The 25,044-nt window shown below is 36.0% G+C and carries 24 protein-coding genes; 2 read left to right on the top strand and 22 right to left on the bottom strand.

Going from position 1 to position 25,044, the window contains the following annotated elements:
* Window positions 1-46: 46 nt before the first annotated feature.
* The 18 genes from ACSKT4_RS13540 to ACSKT4_RS13455 all read right to left on the bottom strand — a co-directional run bounded on the left by ACSKT4_RS13540 (window position 47) and on the right by ACSKT4_RS13455 (window position 13,732).
* Window positions 47-913, bottom strand: a complete 867-nt coding sequence (locus ACSKT4_RS13540; RefSeq protein ID WP_465823595.1) for an NAD-dependent epimerase/dehydratase family protein — start codon at window positions 911-913, stop codon at window positions 47-49.
* Complete coding sequence (locus ACSKT4_RS13535) at window positions 910-1,545, bottom strand: sugar transferase (protein WP_465823594.1); 636 nt, start codon at window positions 1,543-1,545, stop codon at window positions 910-912. The genes ACSKT4_RS13540 and ACSKT4_RS13535 overlap by 4 nt, the downstream gene beginning before the upstream one ends.
* 71 nt (window positions 1,546-1,616) lie before the next feature.
* Window positions 1,617-2,498 (bottom strand): UTP--glucose-1-phosphate uridylyltransferase GalU, encoded by an 882-nt coding sequence (galU, locus tag ACSKT4_RS13530; RefSeq protein WP_465823593.1) that lies wholly within the window; start codon window positions 2,496-2,498, stop codon window positions 1,617-1,619.
* 24 nt (window positions 2,499-2,522) lie between these two features.
* Window positions 2,523-4,346, bottom strand: coding sequence for a polysaccharide biosynthesis protein (locus ACSKT4_RS13525; protein ID WP_465823592.1), 1,824 nt, complete (start codon window positions 4,344-4,346; stop codon window positions 2,523-2,525).
* A gap of 7 nt (window positions 4,347-4,353) precedes the next feature.
* Window positions 4,354-4,611, bottom strand: coding sequence for a response regulator transcription factor (locus ACSKT4_RS13520; RefSeq protein WP_465823591.1), 258 nt, complete (start codon window positions 4,609-4,611; stop codon window positions 4,354-4,356).
* 13 nt (window positions 4,612-4,624) lie between these two features.
* Window positions 4,625-4,921 carry a hypothetical protein gene (locus ACSKT4_RS13515; protein ID WP_465823590.1) on the bottom strand — a complete coding sequence of 99 codons (297 nt, stop codon included), beginning with the start codon at window positions 4,919-4,921 and terminating at the stop codon, window positions 4,625-4,627.
* Between the two features lie 132 nt (window positions 4,922-5,053).
* Entirely contained in the window at window positions 5,054-5,710 is a 657-nt protein-coding gene (locus ACSKT4_RS13510; protein WP_465823589.1) for a response regulator, read from the bottom strand.
* 54 nt (window positions 5,711-5,764) lie between these two features.
* A complete protein-coding gene (locus ACSKT4_RS13505) occupies window positions 5,765-6,532 on the bottom strand; it encodes a tyrosine-protein phosphatase (RefSeq protein ID WP_465823588.1) in 768 nt (255 codons plus the stop codon).
* A gap of 187 nt (window positions 6,533-6,719) precedes the next feature.
* On the bottom strand, window positions 6,720-7,496 hold the full coding sequence (locus ACSKT4_RS13500) for a tyrosine-protein phosphatase (RefSeq protein WP_465823587.1): 777 nt from the start codon (window positions 7,494-7,496) through the stop codon (window positions 6,720-6,722).
* A 238-nt stretch (window positions 7,497-7,734) separates the two neighbouring features.
* Window positions 7,735-8,427 (bottom strand): CpsD/CapB family tyrosine-protein kinase, encoded by a 693-nt coding sequence (locus ACSKT4_RS13495; protein WP_465823586.1) that lies wholly within the window; start codon window positions 8,425-8,427, stop codon window positions 7,735-7,737.
* 2 nt (window positions 8,428-8,429) lie between these two features.
* Window positions 8,430-9,167, bottom strand: a complete 738-nt coding sequence (locus ACSKT4_RS13490; RefSeq protein WP_465823585.1) for a YveK family protein — start codon at window positions 9,165-9,167, stop codon at window positions 8,430-8,432.
* A 427-nt stretch (window positions 9,168-9,594) separates the two neighbouring features.
* On the bottom strand, window positions 9,595-10,335 hold the full coding sequence (locus tag ACSKT4_RS13485) for a hypothetical protein (protein WP_465823584.1): 741 nt from the start codon (window positions 10,333-10,335) through the stop codon (window positions 9,595-9,597).
* 81 nt (window positions 10,336-10,416) lie between these two features.
* Window positions 10,417-11,652, bottom strand: a complete 1,236-nt coding sequence (locus tag ACSKT4_RS13480; RefSeq protein WP_465823583.1) for a serpin family protein — start codon at window positions 11,650-11,652, stop codon at window positions 10,417-10,419.
* A gap of 104 nt (window positions 11,653-11,756) precedes the next feature.
* A complete protein-coding gene (locus ACSKT4_RS13475; protein WP_186868399.1) occupies window positions 11,757-11,891 on the bottom strand; it encodes a YvrJ family protein in 135 nt (44 codons plus the stop codon).
* A gap of 63 nt (window positions 11,892-11,954) precedes the next feature.
* The gene (locus ACSKT4_RS13470) at window positions 11,955-12,170 is read right to left on the bottom strand and encodes a DUF2922 family protein (RefSeq protein WP_186868398.1); all 216 of its coding nucleotides are present in this window, start codon (window positions 12,168-12,170) and stop codon (window positions 11,955-11,957) included.
* A gap of 48 nt (window positions 12,171-12,218) precedes the next feature.
* A complete protein-coding gene (locus tag ACSKT4_RS13465) occupies window positions 12,219-12,443 on the bottom strand; it encodes a DUF1659 domain-containing protein (protein ID WP_465823582.1) in 225 nt (74 codons plus the stop codon).
* Between the two features lie 238 nt (window positions 12,444-12,681).
* Complete coding sequence (locus tag ACSKT4_RS13460; RefSeq protein ID WP_465823581.1) at window positions 12,682-12,822, bottom strand: hypothetical protein; 141 nt, start codon at window positions 12,820-12,822, stop codon at window positions 12,682-12,684.
* Entirely contained in the window at window positions 12,800-13,732 is a 933-nt protein-coding gene (locus ACSKT4_RS13455; protein WP_465823580.1) for an LCP family glycopolymer transferase, read from the bottom strand. The genes ACSKT4_RS13460 and ACSKT4_RS13455 overlap by 23 nt, the downstream gene beginning before the upstream one ends.
* A gap of 230 nt (window positions 13,733-13,962) precedes the next feature.
* Here ACSKT4_RS13455 and tagD point away from each other — a divergent pair, with 230 nt between their 5' ends.
* Window positions 13,963-14,361 carry a glycerol-3-phosphate cytidylyltransferase gene (gene tagD / locus ACSKT4_RS13450; RefSeq protein ID WP_186868395.1) on the top strand — a complete coding sequence of 133 codons (399 nt, stop codon included), beginning with the start codon at window positions 13,963-13,965 and terminating at the stop codon, window positions 14,359-14,361.
* Between the two features lie 162 nt (window positions 14,362-14,523).
* Here the strand turns inward: tagD and ACSKT4_RS13445 are convergent, their stop codons facing one another.
* Complete coding sequence (locus tag ACSKT4_RS13445) at window positions 14,524-15,690, bottom strand: nucleotide sugar dehydrogenase (protein WP_465823579.1); 1,167 nt, start codon at window positions 15,688-15,690, stop codon at window positions 14,524-14,526.
* A gap of 455 nt (window positions 15,691-16,145) precedes the next feature.
* Here ACSKT4_RS13445 and ACSKT4_RS13440 point away from each other — a divergent pair, with 455 nt between their 5' ends.
* Window positions 16,146-17,180, top strand: coding sequence for an LCP family protein (locus ACSKT4_RS13440; RefSeq protein ID WP_186868393.1), 1,035 nt, complete (start codon window positions 16,146-16,148; stop codon window positions 17,178-17,180).
* Between the two features lie 228 nt (window positions 17,181-17,408).
* Here ACSKT4_RS13440 and ACSKT4_RS13435 read toward each other — a convergent pair whose 3' ends face one another.
* From ACSKT4_RS13435 to ACSKT4_RS13425, 3 genes are all read right to left on the bottom strand, one after another.
* Window positions 17,409-18,494, bottom strand: a complete 1,086-nt coding sequence (locus ACSKT4_RS13435) for a glycosyltransferase family 4 protein (RefSeq protein WP_186868392.1) — start codon at window positions 18,492-18,494, stop codon at window positions 17,409-17,411.
* 179 nt (window positions 18,495-18,673) lie between these two features.
* Window positions 18,674-22,258 (bottom strand): peptidoglycan-binding protein, encoded by a 3,585-nt coding sequence (locus ACSKT4_RS13430; protein ID WP_465823578.1) that lies wholly within the window; start codon window positions 22,256-22,258, stop codon window positions 18,674-18,676.
* A gap of 168 nt (window positions 22,259-22,426) precedes the next feature.
* Window positions 22,427-24,637, bottom strand: coding sequence for a peptidoglycan-binding protein (locus ACSKT4_RS13425; protein WP_465823623.1), 2,211 nt, complete (start codon window positions 24,635-24,637; stop codon window positions 22,427-22,429).
* Window positions 24,638-25,044 lie beyond the last annotated feature (407 nt).

Raw genomic sequence — 25,044 nt, 5'->3', positions numbered from 1 at the left:
TCTTTTTTTATTTTACTTGATTTTGTTTTTGTCTCATATAGCATAATTAGATTAACCTTTCCGTTTTGAAGACCGTTTGTTTTAAATCACCATTTTGATATGAATTCTTGTAAATACTCATTTTTTGTTCGTAAACTAAATTACCAAAGACTTTATTTACAATCCCAACTCTATTAAATAGTAATCTAATAATTGGATTAAACAATTTCACTAACCTTATTTTCTTTCCATGAGCTTCCGCAATCAATTGTACCATTTCGCTCGTCTTAACATACTCCTTATTTTGTGGAAAGAACAAACCTTCTTCTTCATTATCAATTATTAATCTGATAAACTCAGAGAGATTGTCAATATGTAACATGCTTCTTTCATTATCGAAATCTGGGAAAATAGGTAACTTTTTTGCTAATCTTGCCAATTTGGGATAATTCCCTTTTGAACCTTTACCATATATCATAGGTGGTCTAATAATTACAATATTATAGTTTATATCATCTAATTTCTTTATGCCTTTTTCTGCTTGTAGTTTACTTTCTCCATAAAAATTACTAGGGGTTGGAATGGTATTGCGATCAATAAATCTTCTTGCACTTCCCCCATCACCATAAACGATAATACTACTCAAAAAAATAAATTGTTTGACACCATCTACTTTTGCTTTCTTAGCAAGTTCTATCGTCAAGTCCCTATTAACCTTATAATACAGTTCTTCCATTTTAGGATCCGTAGAAACATGTGCAATCCCAGCCACATGCAATACAACATCATACTGAGAAAAGTCTCTATCTTTCCAAGAATCGTCTCTTACACTAATCTTGTCAATTGAGAAATTCTTTGGGGAAATATTTGCGACCCATTCCTCAAATGAATTCCCAACATAACTGTTCTTCCCAGTAATAAGTACTCTCTTCATTTTGAAATATTCTCCTTACTACCAGCAATTTCGTCTTTTGTAGTTGTGCCTGTTCCACCTTCAACTACTCCATCACTTTTCACAACACTTACAATTGTGCCAAAGAAGCATTTTACATCCAAAGCAAAACTCATTTTTGCCACATATTCACCATCTAACCTTGATTTCACGTCAATAGGAAGTTCATCTCTACCATTAATTTGTGCCCAACCAGTTAATCCAGGAGGAACGTCATTGGCACCATACTTATCCCTCTCAGCAATTAAATCATACTGATTCCATAATGCAGGTCTAGGGCCAATAATACTCATTTCCCCAATTAATACATTCCAAATTTGTGGCAACTCATCTAAAGAAGTTTTTCGTAAGAATCTTCCTACTCGAGTAATATATTGTTCTGGATTATCTAACATGTGCGTTGGAGTATCTCTTGGTGTATCGATTTTCATAGTACGAAATTTCAAGATATTAAAGTGAGTCTTATTAATACCTACTCGTTTTTGCTTAAACAAAACGGGTCCCCTAGAATCAATTTTAATAGCAAGAATAAAAATTAAAAAAATTGGGGATAGAACGATTAATCCCATTAACGATAGAATTATGTCAATTAACCTTTTCACCTTCAAATACATTTTTCTTCTCCTTGTATTTTATGAATAAGTGGTGAAAGACACCTTTAAAAAAGATACCTATCACCATCCCCTTAACCTTTAACTGTTTTCTCGCCTAATAGATCAGTTAAATATTCTAGTAATTCTTTTTTCATACCATCATTTTGTAATGCAAATTCGATATTTGTAGTCAAAAATCCTAGTTTTTCACCTACATCATATCGCTTACCTTCAAAATCATATGCGTATACTTTCTGAACTTCATTCAACATCTGAATAGCGTCTGTTAGTTGAATCTCCCCACCTGCTCCAATTTGCTGCTTATCAAGATAATCAAATATCTCAGGAGTGAAAACATAGCGACCCATAATAGCTAAATTTGAGGGCGCAGTACCAGGCGCAGGTTTCTCAACAAAGTTATTAACTTGATAACGTCTTCCCTCAATTGTACTAGGGTCAACGATACCATAACGATGAGTTTCGCTATCTGCAACTTGCTGGACGCCCACTACGGATGATTTAGTTTCTTCAAATTGTTGAATTAACTGTCTTAAACCGGGAGTCTCAGCTTGCACAATATCATCCCCTAGTAAAACCGCAAAAGGATCGTTACCAATAAACTTTCGGGCGCACCAAACTGCATGCCCCAAACCCTTTGGTTCCTTTTGACGAATATAATGAATATCAACATTAGTTGATGCCTTAACTTTATCAAGTAATTCAAATTTTTCCTTCTTGATTAAGTTGTCTTCTAATTCAAAGTTATGATCGAAATGATCTTCAATGGCACGCTTCCCTTTACCAGTTACAATAATTATATCCTCTATACCAGATTCAATAGCTTCCTCAATAATGTATTGTATGGTCGGCTTATCTACAATAGGTAACATTTCCTTAGGCATTGCTTTCGTAGCAGGCAAAAACCTAGTCCCTAATCCAGCTGCTGGTATAATTGCTTTTTTTACTGTTTTCATTTTTCCATCCCCTATTACCTTTAATTATTTTGATACAGCCATTTGCTGCTCTTCAAACACAATCCCCATCAATGCATCCTTCAACTCTACCGTATTATAGGAGTTAAATTTATCTATCAAGTTCTGTACAGCTTGCGTATTAACATCTACTGTCCTACCAATATATATTTTCTCATACACAGCCTCCGGAAGAATCTCTTTCTCATTAAGAAGCTCCTCATACATCTTCTCCCCAGGTCTTATCCCCGAGAACTCAATCGGAATCTCTTCCTCCGTATAGCCAGATAATCTAATAAGGTTTCTCGCCAAGTCTACTATTTTGACAGGTTCACCCATATCCAACACGAAAATTTCCCCACCGCGAGCAAGCGTACCGGCCTGAATCACAAGGCGAGAAGCTTCTGGAATCGTCATAAAGTAACGCGTCATTTCTGGATGTGTAACTGTAACTGGTCCACCCTTTTCAATCTGCTTCTTAAATAGTGGAATAACACTTCCACGACTACCAAGAACATTACCGAAACGTACCGCAACGAATTTCGTCTTACTATGTTGGGCCATTGATTGTACAATCATTTCAGCAACACGCTTCGTGGCCCCCATTACATTCGTCGGATTGACTGCTTTATCGGTTGAAACTAAAACAAACGTATTCACACCATAGGCATCTGCTGCTTCTGAAACATTACGAGTTCCAATCACATTATTCTTCACTGCCTCATGTGGGTTATATTCCATTAGTGGTACATGCTTATGGGCTGCTGCATGATATACGACATAAGGTCGATGTTCTTCCATAATGTTAAACATACGTTGTCTATCTTGCACATCACCAATGATTGGTACGATTTCGATATCGCTTTGACCATACACTTCACGTAATTCCATATCAATTTTATAAATGCTGTATTCTCCATGACCAACTAATAATATCTTACCTGGAGTGAATTTCATCAACTGACGGCAGATCTCAGAACCAATCGAACCACCCGCACCTGTAACCATTACGGTGTTACTAGTAACATATTCTGAAATCTTATTAATATCAAGCTCGACCGGTTTACGACCTAGTACATCTTCTACCTCTACATTGCGAAGGGTATTAACCGAAATTTTCCCACTCATTAAATCTTCAATTTTCGGTAGCATTTTTACCTTTGCTTTCGTCTTATTACATAAAGTTACAATCCGTTGAAGCTCATCATTTTTTAATGACGGAATGGCGATAACAATATGCTCAATATGATGATTTTCTACTATCGACTCAATATCCTTTATCATTCCAAGTACAGGAACACCATACACTTCCATTCGTTGCTTATGTATATCATCATCTACAAATGCTACTGGCAATAGTTCACTCTGAGCATTATTAAAATGAAACTGACGAGCAATCATAGAACCTGCTGCACCAGCACCAACAATTAAAGTCCGTTTCTTACCAGCATCATTCATAATATAACGGTCCCGAACGATACGCCAGATGAAACGAGAACCACCAATTAATACGATATGTAATAACCATGTTACGATTAATGCTTTACGAAATATGGTAAAGTCATTAACTAAAAATTGGACAACCCCAGCACACACCACGGAGAATGTCACTGCCTTAACTATGGCAACTAGTTCACCGACACTCGCATATGCCCATACCTTATTATATAGCTTATACATAAATGCAAATAGATGATGGAATAGTAATAATGATATAGAAGTATAGATTAAAACGGAATACTCTCCATCTGGTGCGTTAGGATAAGCAATCCACGCCGCAACGAAAACGGCAAATGTTACAATCACTGAATCTAATAAAATTAGTCCTAATAATCTCTGGCGATAGCTCAATGTTTGATCACTCTTTCTTTCTCAATCTTTGCTTATTATATTTCCCTAGCTCCTTAATGGCTGTTGCTCGTTCATTTATGCCTAACTTCACATAAATCTGACTAACATGCACTTTCACACTACCTTCAGAAATCCCTAGTAAACTCGCAATCTCTTTATTTGAATGCCCATGTTGCATTAATGAAGCAACTTTAGTTTGCTTGAGTGTTAAATCACATTCCAATTGTGCACGGATCGAGAACTGATCATATTCCACACGTTTCATACGAATAGTATGGTCAATAAAATGTTACCAAATCGTTATAGAGTAACTTCTGCTTAGGAAGCATACTACAGACACCAGCATCTATTAACGAAAGAACAGGTAACTCCTCATACTTATTCGTGATTAAAATGACCTTTTCTTCTTTCAGAACACGTACTATATTCGTCACATCTTGTTCTGTGAATTCCTCATCATCTAATAACACGACATCCGCTGGTAATCTCGTCACTATCCACACATGGTCGTATTTAATTAATTGTTCATTAAGTAAAAGAAAAAACTTGCTTTCTTGAAGCAAACAAATTTTCATCCTAATTTATAGCTCCCCTATTATTTTGGACCTATTTTTCTTAACCACAATCATCTTACTATAGTTGCAGTCACGTTTCATAGTGACTTCAGTAACCAAAGTCATGAAATTGTAGGAATTAGTCGTAATTTGTCACTTCAGCAAGTTCGTTAAAAACTGGATTACTTTATCGCGCTTTTTAATACCAAGTTTCATATAAATATAACTTATATAATTCTTTACGGTTCCCTCGGAAATATGTAATTGATTGGCAATTTGTTGATTTGTATCACCATCCATAATGAACCTAGCAATCTCCAGTTCTCGTCTTGTAAAATGTATCCCCTTATGCTCCAATCGCTTTGCCAATAGCTGGTTATTATTTAATGACAATTTCCTCACACTGTTTACTATTACTTTTGCAATTTCACCAGAGATAACATATTGACCTCTCGCAGCATCACGAATGGCTTGGCACAACATGTCCGGATAGAGTTGTTTAACAAGAAAACCATCTGCCCCATTGGCAATCCCTTGGAAAATCATGTCCGAATCCTTCATGTCTGTTAAATAAATAACTCTAGTATCTGGGTTTATCTCTTTGATTAAGGAGCGAGCCTTAATCGCTTTTAGATCTGGTAATTCTATATCCATTACTACCACATCTGGTTGAAGCTCCTCTACTATCTGAATGGTTTCCTCTCCTGTTCCTGCAGCTCCGATTACTTCTATATCCGGCTCATTATCGATTAGTGTTCGTATACCCTCCCGAATTATCCGCCAGGGGTCTACTACTAATACTGAAATCAAAAAATCCATCCCCTCTTGCTAAGTTCATGGTAAATGATTCACATAATATTCTGTCTAAAAGAGGCCAAATACTTTTTTCTTTTTCTGAATCCGTTCTGGTTCAATACGATGCACGTATTGTCCGTCAACAACTAACTGCGCATTCTCCATGAACATATAATAGGTCTCATTTCCATGCTCATTCTTCAAAATGCGATAAGCTTCCTTCATAATAAATCCTCGTGAAGTTGTATTATGAGCATCTGATGCTATAAAATGAGCTAGATTATGATCAATTAATTGATGGGATAATTTTTGCACCGTCTTTCCAAATTTACCAGCTAGACTTGCCGCGGTAACCTGGGTAAGGGCACCTTTTTCAACGAAATTATAAAGTGTAGAGGGATGCTCAGCTATATGACGGTTACGTTCGGGATGTACAATAATTGGCTTGTAACCCGCAACCTGAATATCAAATAGCATTTTCTCTGCATAACGAGGCACATCTCCAGAAGGAAACTCAACAAATACATACTGAGTATGGTTAAGTGTTGCAATAATACCAGCTTCTAATTCCTGCAACATATCTCCATGGATACGTGTTTCTTGACCTGTTAGTACGGTAAGAGGAATATTCTCTTCCTGTAATGTTTCATTTAGTATTGCCACATATTTTTCAATATCATCTTTAACATTGATAAACTGACCATTCTGATGATGTGGTGTTGCAATAATCGTGTGAATTCCTTGCTTCACTGCTTCCTGTGCCATTACTAGGCTATCGGTTATTGTTTTCGCACCATCATCAATTCCAGGCAAAATATGACTATGAATGTCGATCATTGTAATCTCACTTCCTACTTTTCTTTAGTATATCAAATTAATCAGGTTGTTTTATAGTTTCATAGGAACTAGTTAAAATTATTTATGTACATAACTTCCACTCACCGCAAAAAACTAAAAGAGCATTTTCATCTATGGAAATAGTAGAATATAATACAACAACAATAACACTTTATAAAGTATAATGCTATTTCCAAAATAACTGCCACTTGTTAGCGTTAATTCGCATTGGTTCTTCTTTTTCAATCGCATAACCTTGAATAAGGGAATCATTATTACGTATCAACTGATAAGCATGGCCTCTATTCATTCTCGTTAATTGCTCTATAGCTTCTTTAAAATGAATACCATATGTTTTACTAATATGTGCATTGGTACCTAAAAAATGTAAAAGATTCGCCTTCAATAGTTGTTCAGTGAGCTTTTGCACCTTTTTCCCATGAGCACCGATGACACTGCTAGCCGAGAAGTTAGCCAATGCTCCATTCTTAATCATCCGATACAATAGGTTCGGATTATCCTGAACGAGAGGATGTAGCTCAGGATTACTAACAACAGGGACAAAGCCCGCTAGTTGAATATCATAAAAAATACTCTCCATATCCACAGAAATCTCATCCGGCGATAATTCAATATTTATATACTGTGTGTCTGCTAAGGCTTTAATCTTTCCAGCCTTTAAATCACGTAAAATCCCATCATATAATTGGGTTTCTTGGCCTGGTAGTACTTTGACAGGTATTTTTTCTTCTCGTATCTTCTCATTAATATAATCTACTACTGCTTGAATGTCTTCTGCTTCATTTATATAGGTTCCATTCTGATTGTGTGGTGTTGCTACAATCCTTTTGATCCCAAATTTCGCTGCCTGTTTTGCCATTTGAATAGTTTCTGTCAATGTACTGGGTCCATGATCTAAACCAGGCAAAATATGACAATGCACATCAATCATGACTTCATCCACCACCTAATCCACGGAAATGATAATCATTACTTGTCCTACTCAATGAAGCTCTTTTTCCTCTTTTATTTTCAATTTATTTTCTCATATATAAAATTATCTAGTTAGAATTAACCACATGAATATTATAGCAGATGAGGTACTTTTTGTAATTGTTTTTTTAAATATTCTGTTTATTCGACAAAAGTCGACAAAAAAGTCTATCCCTTCATCTTTATACAGAAGGGATAGACTTACTTTATCAACTACCATAATAATAGTAGTAATTCGCTTCTTTTTTATCACGGTCATTTAGCACCGCACCTAGGAACTTAGCTTTTCCTTGCTTTAATACATCTATCGATTTCTCCGCAGCATCAAATTCTGTTTTCTTACTACGAATTACGATTAACGAAGCATCACATTTGTTCGAGAGAATTTGCGCATCAGCAACCGCGAGTACAGGAGGAGTATCGAATAGTACGATGTCATATAATTCTTTTGCCTCTTCAATAAACTTCTCCATACGCTTTGAACCAAGCAATTCTGATGGATTCGGCGGAATCGGGCCACAACCAATTACATCTAAACCATCTACATCTGTATTCACAATAGCATCATTAATGTCCAGATCACCAACTAGAATATTACTTAATCCCTTTAAGTTATCAAATCGGAACGTATAATGAACGGTTGGTTTTCTTAAATCGGCATCAACTAATAATACCCTCATCCCTTGTTGAGCATAAACTACTGCTAGATTAGCGATTGTTGATGATTTACCTTCCTCTGGTCCAGAAGAGGATACAAGCATTGTGCGCACTTCATCATCAACCGATGCAAATTGAAGATTTGTACGTAAGGTACGGAATTGCTCAGCTATAGGTGACTTAGGATTCAACTTCGTAATTAAATGTCTCATCTTGGATACTGTTGGTCTTTTTTTACGTGCCATCCTTAAGCCCCCCTATTCTTTCGATTTTGAGAATAATTCGCTGCAGAAGTTTGAATATCCGATTCATCAATATGGCTAATAACACCAATTACTGGAATATTGAAGCGCTTTTCAATATCACTTTCTGTCTTCACCGTGTTATCAAGATATTCTAATAAGAATGCCAATCCAACCCCAACCATTAATCCTAAAACAAGTGCAATGGCAATGTTTAACTTCTTATTCGGACTTACTGGTGATGGATTGCTTGCTGTAATTGCAGGTGATAGAATTTCTACATTATCTACATTCATAAGTACCGGAATTTCACGTTGGAACACAGACACCGTCGTATTAGCAATTTGCGTCGCCGTTTCTGGATCGGTATCAGTTGCTGTAACAATTACAATCTGTGAAGAATTCGGACTAGTTACTGCTATTTTATCCTGTAATTCTGAAGCAGTAAGGTTTAGATTTAATTCTTCAATTACTCCATCTAAAATACGAGGCGTTCTAATTATTTGACTATATGTATTAATCAGTTCTACATTTAATCTTACATCATTCACACTATACTGCACTGCTGGATCAGTTGGCTTTTGGTTAACAATAACCTCTGTGCTAGATTGATAGGTTGGTGTTAAAACAAAAAAACTAATAATAGCACTTACTAACACCGCAACTACCGTAATAGCAATTATGAGCTTTATCCTTTTCTTGATAACATCAAATATTTCCTTTAAGGAAATTGTCTCTTCCATGCTTCAACCTCCATAGTTTCTTCTTTGGGATAAAAGAAAAGGCTACTATACCTCTTGTCCTATTTCCATCTATTTCCTAAAAAGCATCTATTAAAAAATACTTATAAACCCCAAAAAGTAAAAATGTTACATACAAACGACATTATATCACAGAAGATGACATTTTGAATGAAAAATCTAAAAAAATCTTAAGTCTTCATATTGACTTTTGACATTAGGGTGAATTGAGTTGTTACGGAGCTCCTTTTGGTTGAAGTAATTGTCTAGGCGCTTTAGTTTAGTTCAGTTACTGAGCTAGCAGAATCTGTTGGTACAGGCATTTACCTTATCGTTCAGACTAGGGGGAACTTTATACTTTCTAAATCACTTTAACTATATTCATCTCCCCATAAGTAAAGCTGCCAACTCCAAGTCAGCAGCCTCACTATTATTTCGGTTCAAAATTCACTTCATTCAATCCACTAATCTGAATCACTTGGCCTTCTTCTAAATTTACTGTTATTTGCGTGACACCTAGTTCACCAGAAGCATCGAGAATCTCATTTGTTGCGGGCAGGTCCATAGCGTTATAGATAACAAAGTTCCCCACGCCACTTGGGGCGGTGACATCATATCGACCAGGTTCAATATCCAATCCCACTTGCCAAGTTCCTGTGGAGAGTGTGTTAGATAAGGACGTTTCTGCCGGGGTAAATGTTACATTATCAAGGCCAGAGATTTCGATCTCATGTCCAGCTTCCAAATTCGTCGTAATACTGGTTACGCCCATCTCGCCAGATTTATCAAGAATTTCATTGACAGTAGGTAAGCCATCTTCATCATACACAAATAAATTACCCGTACCATCACCAGTAATGACATAACGACCAACTGGGATATCTTCCCCTACTATAAAGTTTCCAGCATGAAGTGTTGTCTCTTCTGCATTGGAATTGTCTCTCGTAGCTTGCTCATCGTCAGGATTTTCTCCCTCTGTCGCATCTTCATTCGTATTTTGTTCTTCTATATCTCTGTCTATTGTATCCGTTTGTTCATTATCGTTTTCCGGGGATTCTAAGGAATCCTCTTCATTCCCTCTACCGAAAAGGACAAATAACAGTATAATGATAACAAGTAACCAAAACCACCATTTTTTGTAGAATGGTGCTTTTATTTTTTCATCCGCCATGATCAATCCCTCCTTTGTGATTACTAGTATGTACTAGTATTTGGATCGTTATTACAAGGAGGGGGGATGTGACATTATCCGTTATGGATTACGAATCGCTCCCATAAATAATATTGTTTCTGTTTCATCATCTACAATGGCTAGAAAAAAGGGCCGGTCAACCCTCATGTAGAATGGTCCATCCAAAGTAGCCGATTCCGTGACCACTCCAACAGAGGTAGAGGCAGCTGCCTCGGTACCTTCTTCATTCACTTCAAGGAATGTTTTTTGTTTCACTTCACTAATCCAAATTGGATCCTTTTCTTCAATCATTCGTGTGAAATCCGCATTATAATCAAAGGCAGACTCCATCCCAAGCTCTTTCAATATATTATTCAAGACTAGTTCATATTCCAGCTCAAATGAAGGTAGGTAAACTGTTCCTTCTTTTTTCTTGAAATCTCCTGTCCATTTCTTCCAATTATCATAAGTCAGCATTTCCAAAAATCCCTTTAAGCCCTTTTCTTCTTTTGGCAAGAATACTTTCATGCTCATTTCTTCATTTCCATATGGTAGTGATACAGCTTGGAAATCATCAGTAGCAAGGTATGCTAACTCTTCCTCAAGCATCATTAGCGGTATTTCTTTGGATGTTTCATCATCAAGATAAAAAGAGCTCACTTCTGTTCTTTTCTTATTAAATTCATACTTCCAATCACCTTTGAAATAAATCGCATTTAGAAGAATAGCCACCGTATCGGAATCAAGTGGCGATGTTATGACCTCATCAATCTTCTGATTGGTGGAACGCTTGATCCAATCATTCATTTCGTTTACTGTATCATCAGTAGAAATATCGAATTCCTCTATGTGTGCATTGAAATAATCCCGGTTCAATTGAGTAAACTCCTCTTGGAAGGAAAATCGATTATTTAACCAGATGGAATTCGCTACATGTAGTTGAATATGGTCTGAATCTCGATGAAGGATGTCCATCCATGAAGCATTAGCCTTACTTAGCTCCAGTGAGTCCATTCCGTTACTATGTAAGACAGCATTCATTTCATCTAAGGTATTGCCATCTGCACCGTTTTGGACCATCGACAACGCCATGAATAAACTTATCGGCGAGATGAATAGATTTCCATCTTGCTTTAATTCTTCAGAAGCTAGTAAGTCGAATCCTAGTTGATTGTTATGTAAAACAACCTTCTGATAATCTTCACGATCAAACTCTACATCCTCGTTAATAATGGAGCTATTCCTTTCTTGTGCACAACCAATTAGTAATAACAATATTCCGCCATAGCAAATCCATAGTTTGAATTGCTTTTTCATCAAGACCACCCCCGTAACGAATAAGACGATACAAATTAAGCAAATGTTTCAATTAGTTAAGACTGGGGACAAGATGGTTAACAAGCCTGTCCCCCTTCCTAATCTTACTTCATCTTCTCTGGCAGTGCATGAATCGACTCAATCAAAAGGTTTAGCTTTCCTTCAATACGATGCAGTAAATAAAACGTTACCGCTACCGGAAAGCCTAAATCTGTGATGAGTGATATCCAATTTTCCACCGTGCTCACCTCCATACAAGTAAAAAAGAGGCTACCTTGCGCTTAAGGTAACCTCCCTCATCGTTAGACTAATTCAATTTCTTCCACCGTGCGGTCAACGATACGTGCACTATGCTTCGCTACTAAATCCCCGCCACTTGACGTGAATGCGTTTTGTGCAATGATTTCATTCATTGCTTCCGAAACGCTAGCAGGATCAACTGGTTCGATTGGTTGCTCCAATGAATAGGTTACAATTTTACCGTCCGTATTTTCGAACTTTAACTCTAGTACCTTCACTTAAGCTCCTCCTTTCCCCTGTATTCAAAGCCGCTTCGCAATAGTCCCTTAACCTTGACGAATATCAGAACTATCCTTACGCTCGATGTTAAACAATGGACGCTCCTGCAATCCAGAAAACGCATTTGCAATTGCATAAAGCTGATCTGGTGTTGCGTCTGTCTTCACATTGTTAAAGCTCTTCGCTTTATAAATAGGACTCCCATTAACTGGGTCATTCCCATCATGAAACACCAGACGCAGCTGAGAATTCATTAAATCTGCCACAGCCATGCTTAAGCACCTCCTTTCACTACTATAATCGTGAGAAAGGAGGAAAAAGGGGCACATAATTTTAAAAAAATTAAAACACTATCCTGTTCTATATCATCCAAAATCACAGCCACTTTCCTAAAGAAATTTTTGATTATATATAAAAGCAGTTGATTAATATCTTAGTTTAATCAACCACCTCAATAAATTCTTACAAACTATTGTTATAACAACTACCTAATTTTCCAGTCAAACTAGCTTACTGGCTATCTGCCTGTTCGATAATATCATAAAATTCCTCTTCATCAATTTGTCCATTTTCCAACTCTTGATAAATCCTCCACAGGTAACCTAACATTACGTCTGATTTACGTGTCTTAAAGCTCTCCCGCGGAATCACCGAGCATATGTTGAACCTTTTCCACTTCCTCATCCGGAATAATAAAATAATAGACACCATCCATTTCCTCTATGCTCCCTTGAAGCATATAGCTCGAAACCTCTTTATGAACATCAGCATAGTTCACAATGAAATCCTTCATCAGGTCAACATGTAAATTGCTTCTCACATTCTCTAAAAGAAAATCTAGTAAAACCTCTACCTTATGTATCGTTAGCTCCTTAGAAGCTGTATCGATTATTGCGTCCAGTACTTGACGTTGTCTTATCATTTGAGTAAGGTCATCCATAGGGTTATCAGCGAGCTTCTGAACATATCGCATTGCCTGTGTACCACTCAAATGAAGCTCACCACTAGCAAAGTGAACACCATCTACTTCAAAGTCCAACTGATTGTCTATCATAATACCACCGAGGGAATCAACTAAATCCGCTATACCAGTTAGGTTCAATTGAACATAGTAATCTAGCTCCATATCGAGTAAATTCTCCACGGATTCCACTACCATTTCAACTCCTCCATTAGCAAACGCATGTGCTAATTTACCCTCCGTATCCTCGCTAATCATACTTACCCGTGTATCCTTGTGAATGTTAATCAGCTTAATCGAATCTGTACTTGGATTTAAGGATAAAACAACGATTGAATCGGCTCTACCTATATCTCCGGCACGTTGCTCTACTCCTAGAAGAAGAAAGTTAAGTCTCTCCTTATTAGCAAGCTTTTCCTTTGAACGCTCGTGGTCAATTGTTGAAAGAGGTTGATACATACGATCATGAAAGGTTTCCATTACACTACTATAATAGTTATCTATATGAACTACTGTTATAATGACGCATAAGATGACAGCTCCTATACTAATGGTTAGCCAATGTAGTTTTGTTTTTTCAGACTGATTGGAATTGGACATTCTCGCCTACCTCATTCGAATTTAGAATTTTCTTTATAATTTATTTTATTATACATTTTTTAGGAGGGTTTTACCATTTATTATTGATAATAATTGGAAGACTTGCTAGTATGATAAATTACTTGTAGAGGAATATATGAGGAATTAATCGAATTTACATTTTCTTATTATTTATTAAGTATTGGTGGAACTATGCTATTATGATACTAATAACTGGAGGTGCATGTAGGATGAGGAAGGTTATCACATATGGTACATTTGATTTACTTCATACTGGACATATTAATCTACTCAGGCGAGCTAAGAATTTAGGTGATTATCTAATCGTAGCCGTGTCTACAGACGAATTTAACCAGTTAAAAAATAAAAAAGCGTATCACAGCTTCGACAATAGAAAAGCGATCGTAGAAGCAATTCGCTATGTCGATGAAGTCATCCAAGAGAACACTTGGGAACAAAAGATTGATGATGTCATTAAACATGAGATTGATGTATTCGTGATGGGTGACGACTGGGAAGGGAAGTTTGATTTCTTAAGGGAGTATTGTGAAGTTATCTATTTACCAAGGACCATCGGCATCTCCACCACAAAGATAATGCAAGATTTATGTAACGACAATAACCGATAAAAAAGTACCTGTACGAAAAAAAGAAGACATTGGATTTTGGGCCATATTTAACAAGCCAAAGATTTCAATTATACGCGTTTACGATTAAAGTGTCCTCTAATAGAAAGAAGCTCCCATAATAGAAAGAAGCTCCCATTGAAAGTGCCAATGGAGCTTCTGTTATTAGTCCCTGCTAAACACATCTCTTGTATAAACTTTATCTTTCACATCTCTTAATTCTTCCGAAAAACGGTTAGCAACAATGACATCACTAATCTGTTTAAATTCTTCAAAGTCATTAACCACACTTGAATTTATAAATGTACTTTCCTTTAAGGTAGGTTCATAAATAACAACATCAACACCATGGTCTTTAATTTGTTTCATCACATCCTGTATTGCCGATTCTCTATAATTATCCGAACCAGATTTCATTGTTAGCCTAAAAATTCCAACCGTTTTTGGTTTTCGTTCCAAAATCATACGAGAAATATGGGTTTTTCTAGTGTCGTTTGCTTCAACAATAGCCTTAATAATAACATTCGGTACATCTTTATAATTAGCTAAGAGCTGTTTCGTATCTTTTGGTAGACAATAGCCACCATACCCAAAGGAAGGATTATTGTAGTGATCGCCAATTCGCGGATCTAATCCAACTCCCTCAATTATTTGACGAGTATTTAGCCCCTTTATTTCTGCATACGTATCTAGCTCATTAAAGAAAGAAACCCTCATAGCAAGATAGGTATTGGCGAAAAGTTTAATAGCTTCAGCCTCTGTTGAATTTGTAAAAAGAACCGGAATATCTTCCTTAATAGCTCCCTGTACTAGCAAATCAGCAAAAGTTTTTGCTCGATCTGATTGCTCCCCAACTATAATTCTAGAAGGATACAAATTATCGTACAGAGCCTTCCCTTCTCTTAAAAATTCTGGTGAGAAAATAATCTTATCTGTATTAAACTGCTTTCTAACTTTATCCGTAAATCCAACCGGAATAGTAGACTTTATTACCATTACAGCATTAGGATTTATCGACAACACTTTCTCTATTACATTCTCCACACTACTAGTGTCAAAATAGTTTTTATCAGGATGGTAGTTGGTTGGTGTAGAAATGATTACATAATCTGCATGTTGAAAAGCTAGGGTATCATCAGTTGTTGCGGTTAAGGATAATTGTCTTGAAGTTAAATATTCCGCAATCTCTTTGTCTTCTATCGGAGATTTTCTATTATTAATCATATCTACTTTATCTTTCACTATATCTAGTGCAATTATTTCATTATGCTGAGCTAGTAAGATAGCGTTGGATAATCCGACATATCCAATGCCAGCTACTGTTATATTCATTGTAGTCACTCCTTAAAATTCCTCTCCTAATTATACCATTATGTTATAGTGAGTAAGGATAATTTTATTCGTTTTCGTGGACATATACATAAGAAGACAACATCTCCATTAAGCAAATGTCCCAGCGTTTACTATATAGGGTAACCTATTACTTTTCCAATATTCTTTGTAATATCCATACACAACCTACATTGTGTGACAATTCACATACTAATCCCATTAAATAAGTTTCTAACCTAAATTGGTTACTATTAATAAGTTGTAGTTGAAATGATCTAAATATGCTAGAATAGTTTGTGTCTTTTGAAACATCTTTAGTTAAGTTTCGTCTAATGTAATGACAGTTTTTTCATGTACATGTAATAAATTTTTAATGTACGAGTGTCTTAATTCATAGTAAAATAAAGGATAGCTTTTAATCTACAAGTCTTTTAAGAAAAAGGGGAAAAATTAAAATGGTTAAACAGGATTCCGACCAGTCTCGGATGGTACAACGAAAGAAAAAAAGAAAGTTAAGGAAAAGAGTATTTATACTCTTAGTGCCACTACTGGTTATATTTGCTGGAGTTGGCTACGCTATATCTTTATATATAAAGGCAGACGCTGCTATTACCGACTCATATGAAGATGATGGAAGAGAGAAGTCCAAATTTAGGGATGTGGTTGTAGATCCTAATGTGGATAATGTATCGATTTTAATTATTGGTGTTGATGAAAGTGACCATCGTGCTAACGAAGGAAACTCAAGATCCGACGCATTAATTCTAGCCACTTTGAATAAAAAAGATAAAAGTGTAAAATTATTAAGTATCCCTCGTGATTCTTATGTTTATATACCAGAGGTTGGTTATGAAGATAAAATCGCTCATGCCCATGCATTCGGTGGGGTAGAAGCATCAATTGAAACAGTAGAAAATTTATTAGAAATACCTGTCGACTATTATGTGAAGGTCAACTTCCACGCTTTCGTTGAAGTAATTGATGCAATTGGTGGTATTACAGTTGAAGTACCATATGAATTTTGGGAATCCAATTCAGAAGACAAGAAAAATTCTATCCACCTATTACCAGGTGAGCAAGTATTAGACGGTGAAGAGGCACTAGCTTTAGCTCGTACTAGAAAGCTAGATAACGATATAGAACGTGGAAAACGCCAAATGGAAATCATCAAAGCAGTAGTTAAAGAATCCATGTCTGCTAGTTCCATTCTAAAACTAGGAGATGTGATTGAAGCAGTAGGGTCCAACATGACAACAAATATGACATTTGATGAAATGACAAGTTTAGTTTCCTATGCCTTAAATGGAGACGGCCTGGATATGGAATCGATGACCGTACAAGGTTCAGATTATCAACCAGGATCGGTTTACTACTGGCAGTTAGATCAAACATCACTTTATGATGTAAAAACACTGCTTAAGAACCATTTGGAGTTGGAAAATACTGAAGTAGTTAACCAATCTATAGATAATAGTAATAGTACTCCTTAAGTATAGATAAACTCAATCTAGGCACCGCTCCCTAAAAGTAAATCTTTTAGGGAGCGGTACTTTTTATTATCCCTAGTTTTAATTTCCATCTCCTTAGAAATATTTCCATTCCATTATGAATATCTACGTTTCTCATGATATTTAACCAAACTAAAAATCCCACTGAAAGTAAGATTTGAAACTCTCCCTTTCAGTGGGCATTACCGCTTAAGATTAAGTTGTTCTTTCTTATTTTACCCTTGGTCCCTTACTAAATAAGGATATCTTTCGTAAGCTATTTAATAGCGGCTGTCGGTTATCACGTGTAATCCCTGCTAATTCAGAAATTAACTGGATTCCTAAACTAATAAAAAAGCAAATAGCTAATGAAGTAAGGAGCCTTGTACTGTTAAATATAATTGCCATACTACCAAAAAACGCACTAAATCCGTATATAATAAGTACTGTAGTACGATGTGAATATCCCATTTTCATTAAACGATAGTGGATATGATCTCGGTCAGCAGTAGCAATGCCCTGCCTGTTCAGAATTCTTCTTATTATGGCAAGAACGGTATCAAAAGCTGGGACAGCTATTACGATAATAGGAATAATAAAGCTAAAGAAGGCAACATTCTTAAATAGACCTAGCATGGATATAATTCCAATAGAATAGCCTAAAAATAATGCCCCGGTGTCTCCCATAAATATCTTGGCTGGATAGAAGTTGTGGAATAAAAAACCTAGACAACTTCCAATTAAAATAATGCATAATGACACGACTATTAAACGCGCGTCCATTATCCCCATAACTAACATACTAATTAACGCAATCGCTGAAACGCCAGCAGCCAATCCATCTAACCCATCAATCAGGTTAATTGCGTTAGAAGCAGCAACAATCCAAATGATTGTTAGTACGATTCCGAAATAATCTATATAAACTGTTCCAATAAAAGGAATGGTCAATTTTTCTATAATTAATCCAGAGGAGACCACTACAACTGCAGCCATAATTTGACCAGTCAGTTTAAGTAACGGTTTAAGGTTAAAAATATCATCTATCAAGCCAGTAATAATCATAATCACTGCACCAATGATAATGGCGTTCATGTGCGGGTCATATGGCTTCAAATATAGAAACCCCACAGAGGCACCAATAAAAATAGCTAAACCTCCCATACTCGCACGCTCTTTACCGTGCATTTTTCTGTCTTGGTCTGGTTTATCAACGCCATTACACCTATATGCTATTTTTTTGATTAGAGGAGTAATGAATAAAGTGGTTAATGTTGCTATACAAAAAGCGATAATTAATTCCTTCACATTAAACATAATGCACCAACTCTAATAATTTTTTTCTATTAGTATTCTAACATATTATTCGAAATGTAGCTCTTAATTTTAAGGTGTAACCACGTTAATTAAAACTTGATAGAATATTGTATTCTAGTAGATGAATGAGAAAATAAAAAGTCTAGTTCTCCATCGTAACGAAGAACTAGACTTATAGATTACTTGTAAACTGGTATATCGAAAATTAGTTTATAATTTCCTTTATCATAAATCCTTTTGTAATTGGAGATTTGTTTCGATGCCCAGGCTATGTCTGTTGCATACTGATGAGATGCTCTACCATTCTTATCCATAGAAGGTGTATTCCAGCGCATTAAATATAGCGTATGCTGTCCAGCATAAATATAGGAGTTCCCAGCAAATTGCGCACCACCCATTATGGCATCATCAACAGTAAACCATTCTTCAGCAATCGCTCTTTGCGTACCACAATCCTTAGCACAACCATCGAAAGCACCAATACCGAAAAGGTTATATACCGGCTTACCATTATGCTTAATTTCACCTGTAGATAAAGGTGATTTTCCTCTTCCTGTTTCAAGAAGCGCATGGGATACTAAATAAATTTCATTAATATCCGCAAGTCGTGCTGCCTCTCTAAATACTTCACCTTTACCTTCCAATACCCCAGCACCTACAAGAAGTTCATTAAGTTCTGAAGCTGGAACTCCTGTAAAATGGCGTAAGTCTAGGAATTGGTATTTCTGTGTTGCATCATTAACAAAATTCGTTGGATCCAAGTAGTATTTCGTATCTTCTGGATTCGCGTCTCTCCATGCATAACTTAGTTGTACTTTATGCCAAAGATTCCCTTCCTGTTTCACAGTGAATATAGTACCTGGATCTACTGTTTGATAGATGGACGTACTAGTACTTTGACCAGCCCTAACATTTACTCTACCATTAGTGATTCCTACTTTCCCACTAACAGCCGCTAATGAGCTGTGAACATATACCACTTCACCTTGATATTGCCCCTTGATCCATCTAGTACTTCCATCATACATGCTTCCTGTAACATTATCATCTAACACGACAAACTGAGTACCTGCTTCAACACTAATTAATATATTCCCATTTTTTATTTCTGGGGATAAACGCAGATTGACAACTATCCCAGTAATTCTACCACCGCTGTATACATCTAAATACTTGCTACTAATATAGCCAGTTGAGTTATCGGTTTGAGGAGCTGGGTTTTTTAATGCCATTTGTAATTCCAATGCCTTATCAAGCGTTATATTATATTGTGTTTTCATATAAATCTCTTTAACACTAGCAGCCTCTTCCAGTACAGCTAACGTAATCTCATCTGCTATACCACTTACAGGTAAGCCATAATCTCTTTGGAACTGTTTTAATCGCGTTTCTGTCCAATCACCAAAGTAATCTGAGACCTGAATATTATTATAACCCAAATAATTCAAGTACTCTTTAATGGTAATGATATAATTATCCCGATTTCCTAGTTGATACGGACTAGCAAGAATAGAATTCACCTTTGCTAAGGTAACCTCATCCGCTATTCCATTCACTCTTAATCCGTAATGCTTCTGAAAGTTTGTAACTGCTTGTGCAGTGGAAGCATTATACGTGCTCGTTGAATCCAATGGACCGAAGCCTAATCTGTCTAGGTTCGCTTTGAGAGTTGCTGTATCTTTGTGCTGTTTACCAACTTGGAAAGGACTTTCTAGTAGTTCATTTATTTTGGCAATGGTTCTATCATCTGCAATTCCATTTACAACTAAACCGTAATATTCTTGGAATGCTTTTACTTGTTGTACTGTAAATGAACCATATAATGTTGAAACTGTAATATAACCAAATCCAAGTTGATTTAGGTTCTCTTTTAACGTTACCGTGTCATTATGGCGCTTCCCTTCCTGGAAAGGACTATCTACAATACTTAAAATCTTTTCTAAAGTAGCAAAATCAGCAGACCCTGTTACATTTAGACCATAATACTCTTGAAAGTCTCTTACTTTTTTCGTAGTGAAGTCTCCATATAGCGTAGTTAGAGAAATATTACCAAAACCAATACTATTTAGATGTTTCTTTAACACAACAATTCCATCATGTCTTTGTCCTGGTTGGAATGTTGTTTCTAATACTTCATCAATCTTGGCAATCGTATTAGGTTCAGCAATACCACTCACAGGTAGTCCATGGTCTTTCTGGAATTTTTTCACCATTTTTTCTGTGAAGGATCCATATAAATCCGTAACAGTAATATATCCATAATCTAACCAATTCAGTTTATGTTTTAATTGGATTAAATCAGCATGGCGCTTATTTAATTGAAGTGGACTATTTAGAACCTCATCAAGTTTATTTAAAGTAGTTGCATTGACGGTTCCTGTTACTTCAATTCCATAATATTCTTGGAACTGTTTTACACGTGTTTCGGTCCAGCTACCAAAATAGTCTGTCTCTTGAATTCCACTAAAACCGATTTTATTTAGCCCTTCTTTAACGGTGACTAAGATTTCATGACGATCTCCTAGTTTATACCCTTTGTTCATGAACTCATCTAGTTTTTGGATTGTATATGCATCCGCAATACCGTTAGGTTGTAATCCAATAAACTCTTGAAACTGCTTCACACGTGTTTTTGTCCAACTACCGTATAAATCAGATTCTGATATTCTATCAAAGCCCATACGGTTTAATTTTTTCTTTAATTCAATAATTGCTTCGTCCCGATCACCAACCTGGAATGAATTATTTACTATTTCGTCCAGTGTAGACAAGGTTTCAGCATTTGCTCTTCCTGTAACTTTTAAACCGTAATTAGCCTGAAACTGTTCTACTCTAGTTTTAGTCCAGCTTCCGAATAAATCGGTTTCTGATATTCTATCAAACCCGATAGTATTTAGCTTCCTTTTCATGTTAACTAAGGAATGATGTCGATCTCCCATACCGTAGCCGACTGCTAAAAACTCATCTAGCTTTTGTCTAGTATAAGCATCCGCTATACCATTAGCTTTTAGACCGATGAAGCTTTGAAACTGTTTAACTCGTGTCTCAGTCCAGCTTCCATAATTAGTGGTTAAGCTAATTCCATCAAAACCCATTAGATTTAATTTTCTCTTTAAATCAATAAATTCCTCGGAACTTCCCCCACGCTGAAACGGACTATAATATACTTCATCCAATTTTGCTTGCGTCTCTTCATCTGCTACACCAGTAGCGGATAAACCATAATTGGCTTGGAATTGTTTAACCCGAGTCTCAGTCCAGCTACCATAATAATCGGTTTCACTAATATTATCGAAACCGATAGCATTTAATTTCACTTTTAACTCAATAATGCCTTCGTGTCTATCTCCAAGCTTAAATACGGTATAACCGTTTTGGACAGACTTTGTTGTAAATGTAGATACCTCAGGTTCTTCTGTCTCTTCAGCAGTCACTTCTTCTTGCTGCTTAGACTCCTCTTCTTCGTTAGCAGCCTTTTCCTCTGTCGACTGCTCCACTGGTTCTTCCTCATCCGTTATTTCAGTATCTTGGGGTGATTCAAATCCTTCTTCACTTGATTCCTTAACCTCATCCATTGCTTCTTCTTCATTAGCATCGGATTCTTCTATAACATCAGGTTCTTCTAGTGATTCAGCATTTGTTACGGCCCCTGCATCTTCTGAATTTTCAGAATCCTCAGCAGATAATACATTAATAGGTTGTAGACTAAAGCAGATTATAGAAACCATACTTAAAAAGAGCATAAAGGATTTTCTATTTTTCAACTTTAGTTTCACCTCCTTTACTTATTTTATCACTACTCTAGTATCGTCCAAATCTAGCATTTTTTCAATAGATTTTGTTGTTATTTGTATTATTTTATCGAATCTTATCCAAGTAAAAAGAGAGACATCCATGGAGGGATTATCTCTCTTCTCATTGATACGTTTCATCTACTTTTTCTTTAATCCAAATGATTTTGCAATTGCATCAGCAGTAATTTCACCTAGCCAGTTGCGATATTGCTTACTACTCAACTTTTGATTCTCTGCTTTATTATCAATAAACATATATTCTATTAATAGAGCAGGCATATTAGTATTTCGGAGAACGCTAAAGTTTGCCTGTTTCATTCCTCTATCCATAATATTGATCTTATCAATTAAATAAGAATGAATATCATTTTGCCTTCTAATTGTTTCATTCGTTACTATTCCATTGTAAATATAAGTTTCAAAGCCTTTCCCTTGTCCATTAGAGGCATTCAAATGCAGGCTCACAAAGTAATCTGCCCCCCCATTATTTGCCTTATTAGCTCTTTCTTCTAATGGAATAAAAGTATCGGTTTGTCGAGAGTAGTTAACTACTACACCACGATATTTAGATGATAATACTTCTCCTACTCGTAATGCTATATCTAACACGACGGACTTTTCTTTAAGGCTATAACCTGAAGCTCCTGGATCACTACCTCCATGCCCTGGATCTATGAATATATGTACTGAGCTGTTTTCCAACGCTTTTACAGTTTCCTTATCCGCAATTCCACTAACAGGTAATCCATAATCTTTTTGGAACTGTTTTAATCGCGTTTCTGTCCAACTTCCAAATAAATCCGTTAAGGCTATTCCATCATAGCCAAGTGCATTTAATTTTTGTTTAACTGGAATGACATCTTTATGGCGCTTCCCTTTTTGAAGAGGACTATTTATCAACTCATCTATCTTTTTATTGGTCATATTATCTACTATACCAGTTACTCGTAGACCATAATGTTGCTGGAATTTACGTACTTGCTTTTCTGTAAAGGAACCGTATAGGGTAGTTACCGTTATATAACCAAACCCAAGACGATTTAATTTTTCTTTTAATTGAAGCGCCTTTTCACTTCGTACACCTTTTCGAAAAGGACTTTTTAAAATTTCTTCTATCTTAGCCAACGTCTTTGTATCAGCAATGCCATTTACTTTCAAACCGTAATACTTTTGAAAATTGCTGACTTGTTTTTTAGTAAATGAACCATATAATGTTGATACGGTAATTTTTCCAAACCCTAAATTATTTAAATCGTTTTTTAACTTTTTGGTACCTTCACTTCGAACCCCTTCTTGAAACGGAGTATTAGCAATTTCGTCTAATAGCTTAAGCGTGTCTACGTTTGCTGTCCCAGTTGCCTTTAATCCATAATACGTTTGAAACTCTGTCAGACGTTTTTTGGTCCAACTACCAAAATAGTCCGTTTCTGCAATTCCGTTGAATCCTAATTTATTCAGTTTCACCTTTAAATCTACTATAGAAGTATGACGGTCACCTGTTTGAAAGCCTATTGTTAAAAATTCATCTAGTTTTAGTCTCGTATACGCGTCTGCTATTCCATTATCTTTTAGACCAATATGTCTTTGAAATTGCTTCACCCTTGTTTCTGTCCAACTACCATAATTAGCAGTTAAACTAATACCATTAAATCCAATTGCATTTAGTTTAACTTTTAAATCAATAATTTGTGAACTTTTACCACCAAGTTGGAAAGGGGAATTATATACCTCATCTAATTTAGATATTGTTCTCTCATCAAGAACCCCTGTTACTCCTAATCCATAATTAGCTTGGAATTGTTTTACTCTTGTTTCAGTCCAACTACCAAAATAGTCTGTTTCACTTATTCTATCAAAACCAATAGCGTTTAATTTTTCTTTAATCCTTATTAGATGAACATTTCTGTCACCTAACTTATACGTCTTTTGTTCTTCTATCAAATTAGTATCTTGCTTTAATAGAACCTCATTTGTAACGTTTTCTTGGATTTCTTGACTTACCTGCTCCTCTGATTCTACTTCATCAGGTGAATGATGATCAGATTCGGACTCTACTACATTATCATGTTCCTCTTGGTTATCCTTTGCTACTTCTTCCTTCTCATCAGTCGAATCCGTACTTCCTGAATCATATTCCGTATCATTTTCTACTGGCGTTTCAGTTTCTTCTATACTATCTTCTTTATCTTCTTCTACAAGATCTTCATCTTCTGTATCTACCACGACATCAGATGAATCAGCAGTAAAACCTTCAACGCCATCGTCAATATTCTCTGCATAGGTTGTTTTGGAATGAATGAATAATAATATGACTATTGCAAATGATAGAATAATAGCTTTCTTTATCATTTTCACCTGTAGCTCTCCCCCACTTGTTCATTTCTACCAATTTATTATAGCTCAAACTAGTCACTATCTGCACATCATTTATAAATTTTTCCTATTTTTCTATTAATAAATGGGAAAGAACATGAGTCACATGCATTACAGTAAAATAAGCCAAACGCTAAGGAAGACCGCCCCTGAAGTTTACTTTTCTGTCCTATCCAATACAAGGGAGCGACATCTAGCAAAAATAGCCTCGCAGTGTCTAATTTTTCCTCCCTGTATTGTTAAGGTTAGTTACTACACTAGTCTCATCCCAAGGGATGCGTTACACCGTAGAATTTTCCCAACATATCCGATCCTCGTCGCTTTAACTTCGTATATTTCACCATAAATTTAGTTGACTTTTACTTTTATTCTATTACATATGT

It is taken from the genome of Ornithinibacillus liuyingii, from assembly GCF_055550225.1.
The sequence above is the reverse complement of the archived record's forward strand: the minus strand, read 5'-3'. Positions and strand labels throughout refer to the sequence as shown.

Excerpts from the sequence above, each read along its gene's own strand:
- ACSKT4_RS13465 (WP_465823582.1), bottom strand. The coding sequence starts at position 12,443 with ATGGCTGTGGCAGATTTAATGAATTCTCAGCTGCGTCTGGTGTTTCAT.
- ACSKT4_RS13485 (WP_465823584.1), bottom strand. The coding sequence starts at position 10,335 with ATGGCGGATGAAAAAATAAAAGCACCATTCTACAAAAAATGGTGGTTT.
- galU (WP_465823593.1), bottom strand. The coding sequence starts at position 2,498 with ATGAAAACAGTAAAAAAAGCAATTATACCAGCAGCTGGATTAGGGACT.
- ACSKT4_RS13515 (WP_465823590.1), bottom strand. The coding sequence starts at position 4,921 with ATGAAAATTTGTTTGCTTCAAGAAAGCAAGTTTTTTCTTTTACTTAAT.
- ACSKT4_RS13495 (WP_465823586.1), bottom strand. The coding sequence starts at position 8,427 with ATGGCACGTAAAAAAAGACCAACAGTATCCAAGATGAGACATTTAATT.
- tagD (WP_186868395.1), top strand. The coding sequence starts at position 13,963 with ATGAGGAAGGTTATCACATATGGTACATTTGATTTACTTCATACTGGA.
- ACSKT4_RS13535 (WP_465823594.1), bottom strand. The coding sequence starts at position 1,545 with ATGTATTTGAAGGTGAAAAGGTTAATTGACATAATTCTATCGTTAATG.
- ACSKT4_RS13490 (WP_465823585.1), bottom strand. The coding sequence starts at position 9,167 with ATGGAAGAGACAATTTCCTTAAAGGAAATATTTGATGTTATCAAGAAA.
- ACSKT4_RS13505 (WP_465823588.1), bottom strand. The coding sequence starts at position 6,532 with ATGATCGACATTCATAGTCATATTTTGCCTGGAATTGATGATGGTGCG.
- ACSKT4_RS13455 (WP_465823580.1), bottom strand. The coding sequence starts at position 13,732 with ATGTCCAATTCCAATCAGTCTGAAAAAACAAAACTACATTGGCTAACC.
- ACSKT4_RS13425 (WP_465823623.1), bottom strand. The coding sequence starts at position 24,637 with ATGATAAAGAAAGCTATTATTCTATCATTTGCAATAGTCATATTATTA.
- ACSKT4_RS13435 (WP_186868392.1), bottom strand. The coding sequence starts at position 18,494 with ATGTTTAATGTGAAGGAATTAATTATCGCTTTTTGTATAGCAACATTA.
- ACSKT4_RS13445 (WP_465823579.1), bottom strand. The coding sequence starts at position 15,690 with ATGAATATAACAGTAGCTGGCATTGGATATGTCGGATTATCCAACGCT.
- ACSKT4_RS13540 (WP_465823595.1), bottom strand. The coding sequence starts at position 913 with ATGAAGAGAGTACTTATTACTGGGAAGAACAGTTATGTTGGGAATTCA.
- ACSKT4_RS13480 (WP_465823583.1), bottom strand. The coding sequence starts at position 11,652 with ATGAAAAAGCAATTCAAACTATGGATTTGCTATGGCGGAATATTGTTA.
- ACSKT4_RS13520 (WP_465823591.1), bottom strand. The coding sequence starts at position 4,611 with ATGAAACGTGTGGAATATGATCAGTTCTCGATCCGTGCACAATTGGAA.
- ACSKT4_RS13440 (WP_186868393.1), top strand. The coding sequence starts at position 16,146 with ATGGTTAAACAGGATTCCGACCAGTCTCGGATGGTACAACGAAAGAAA.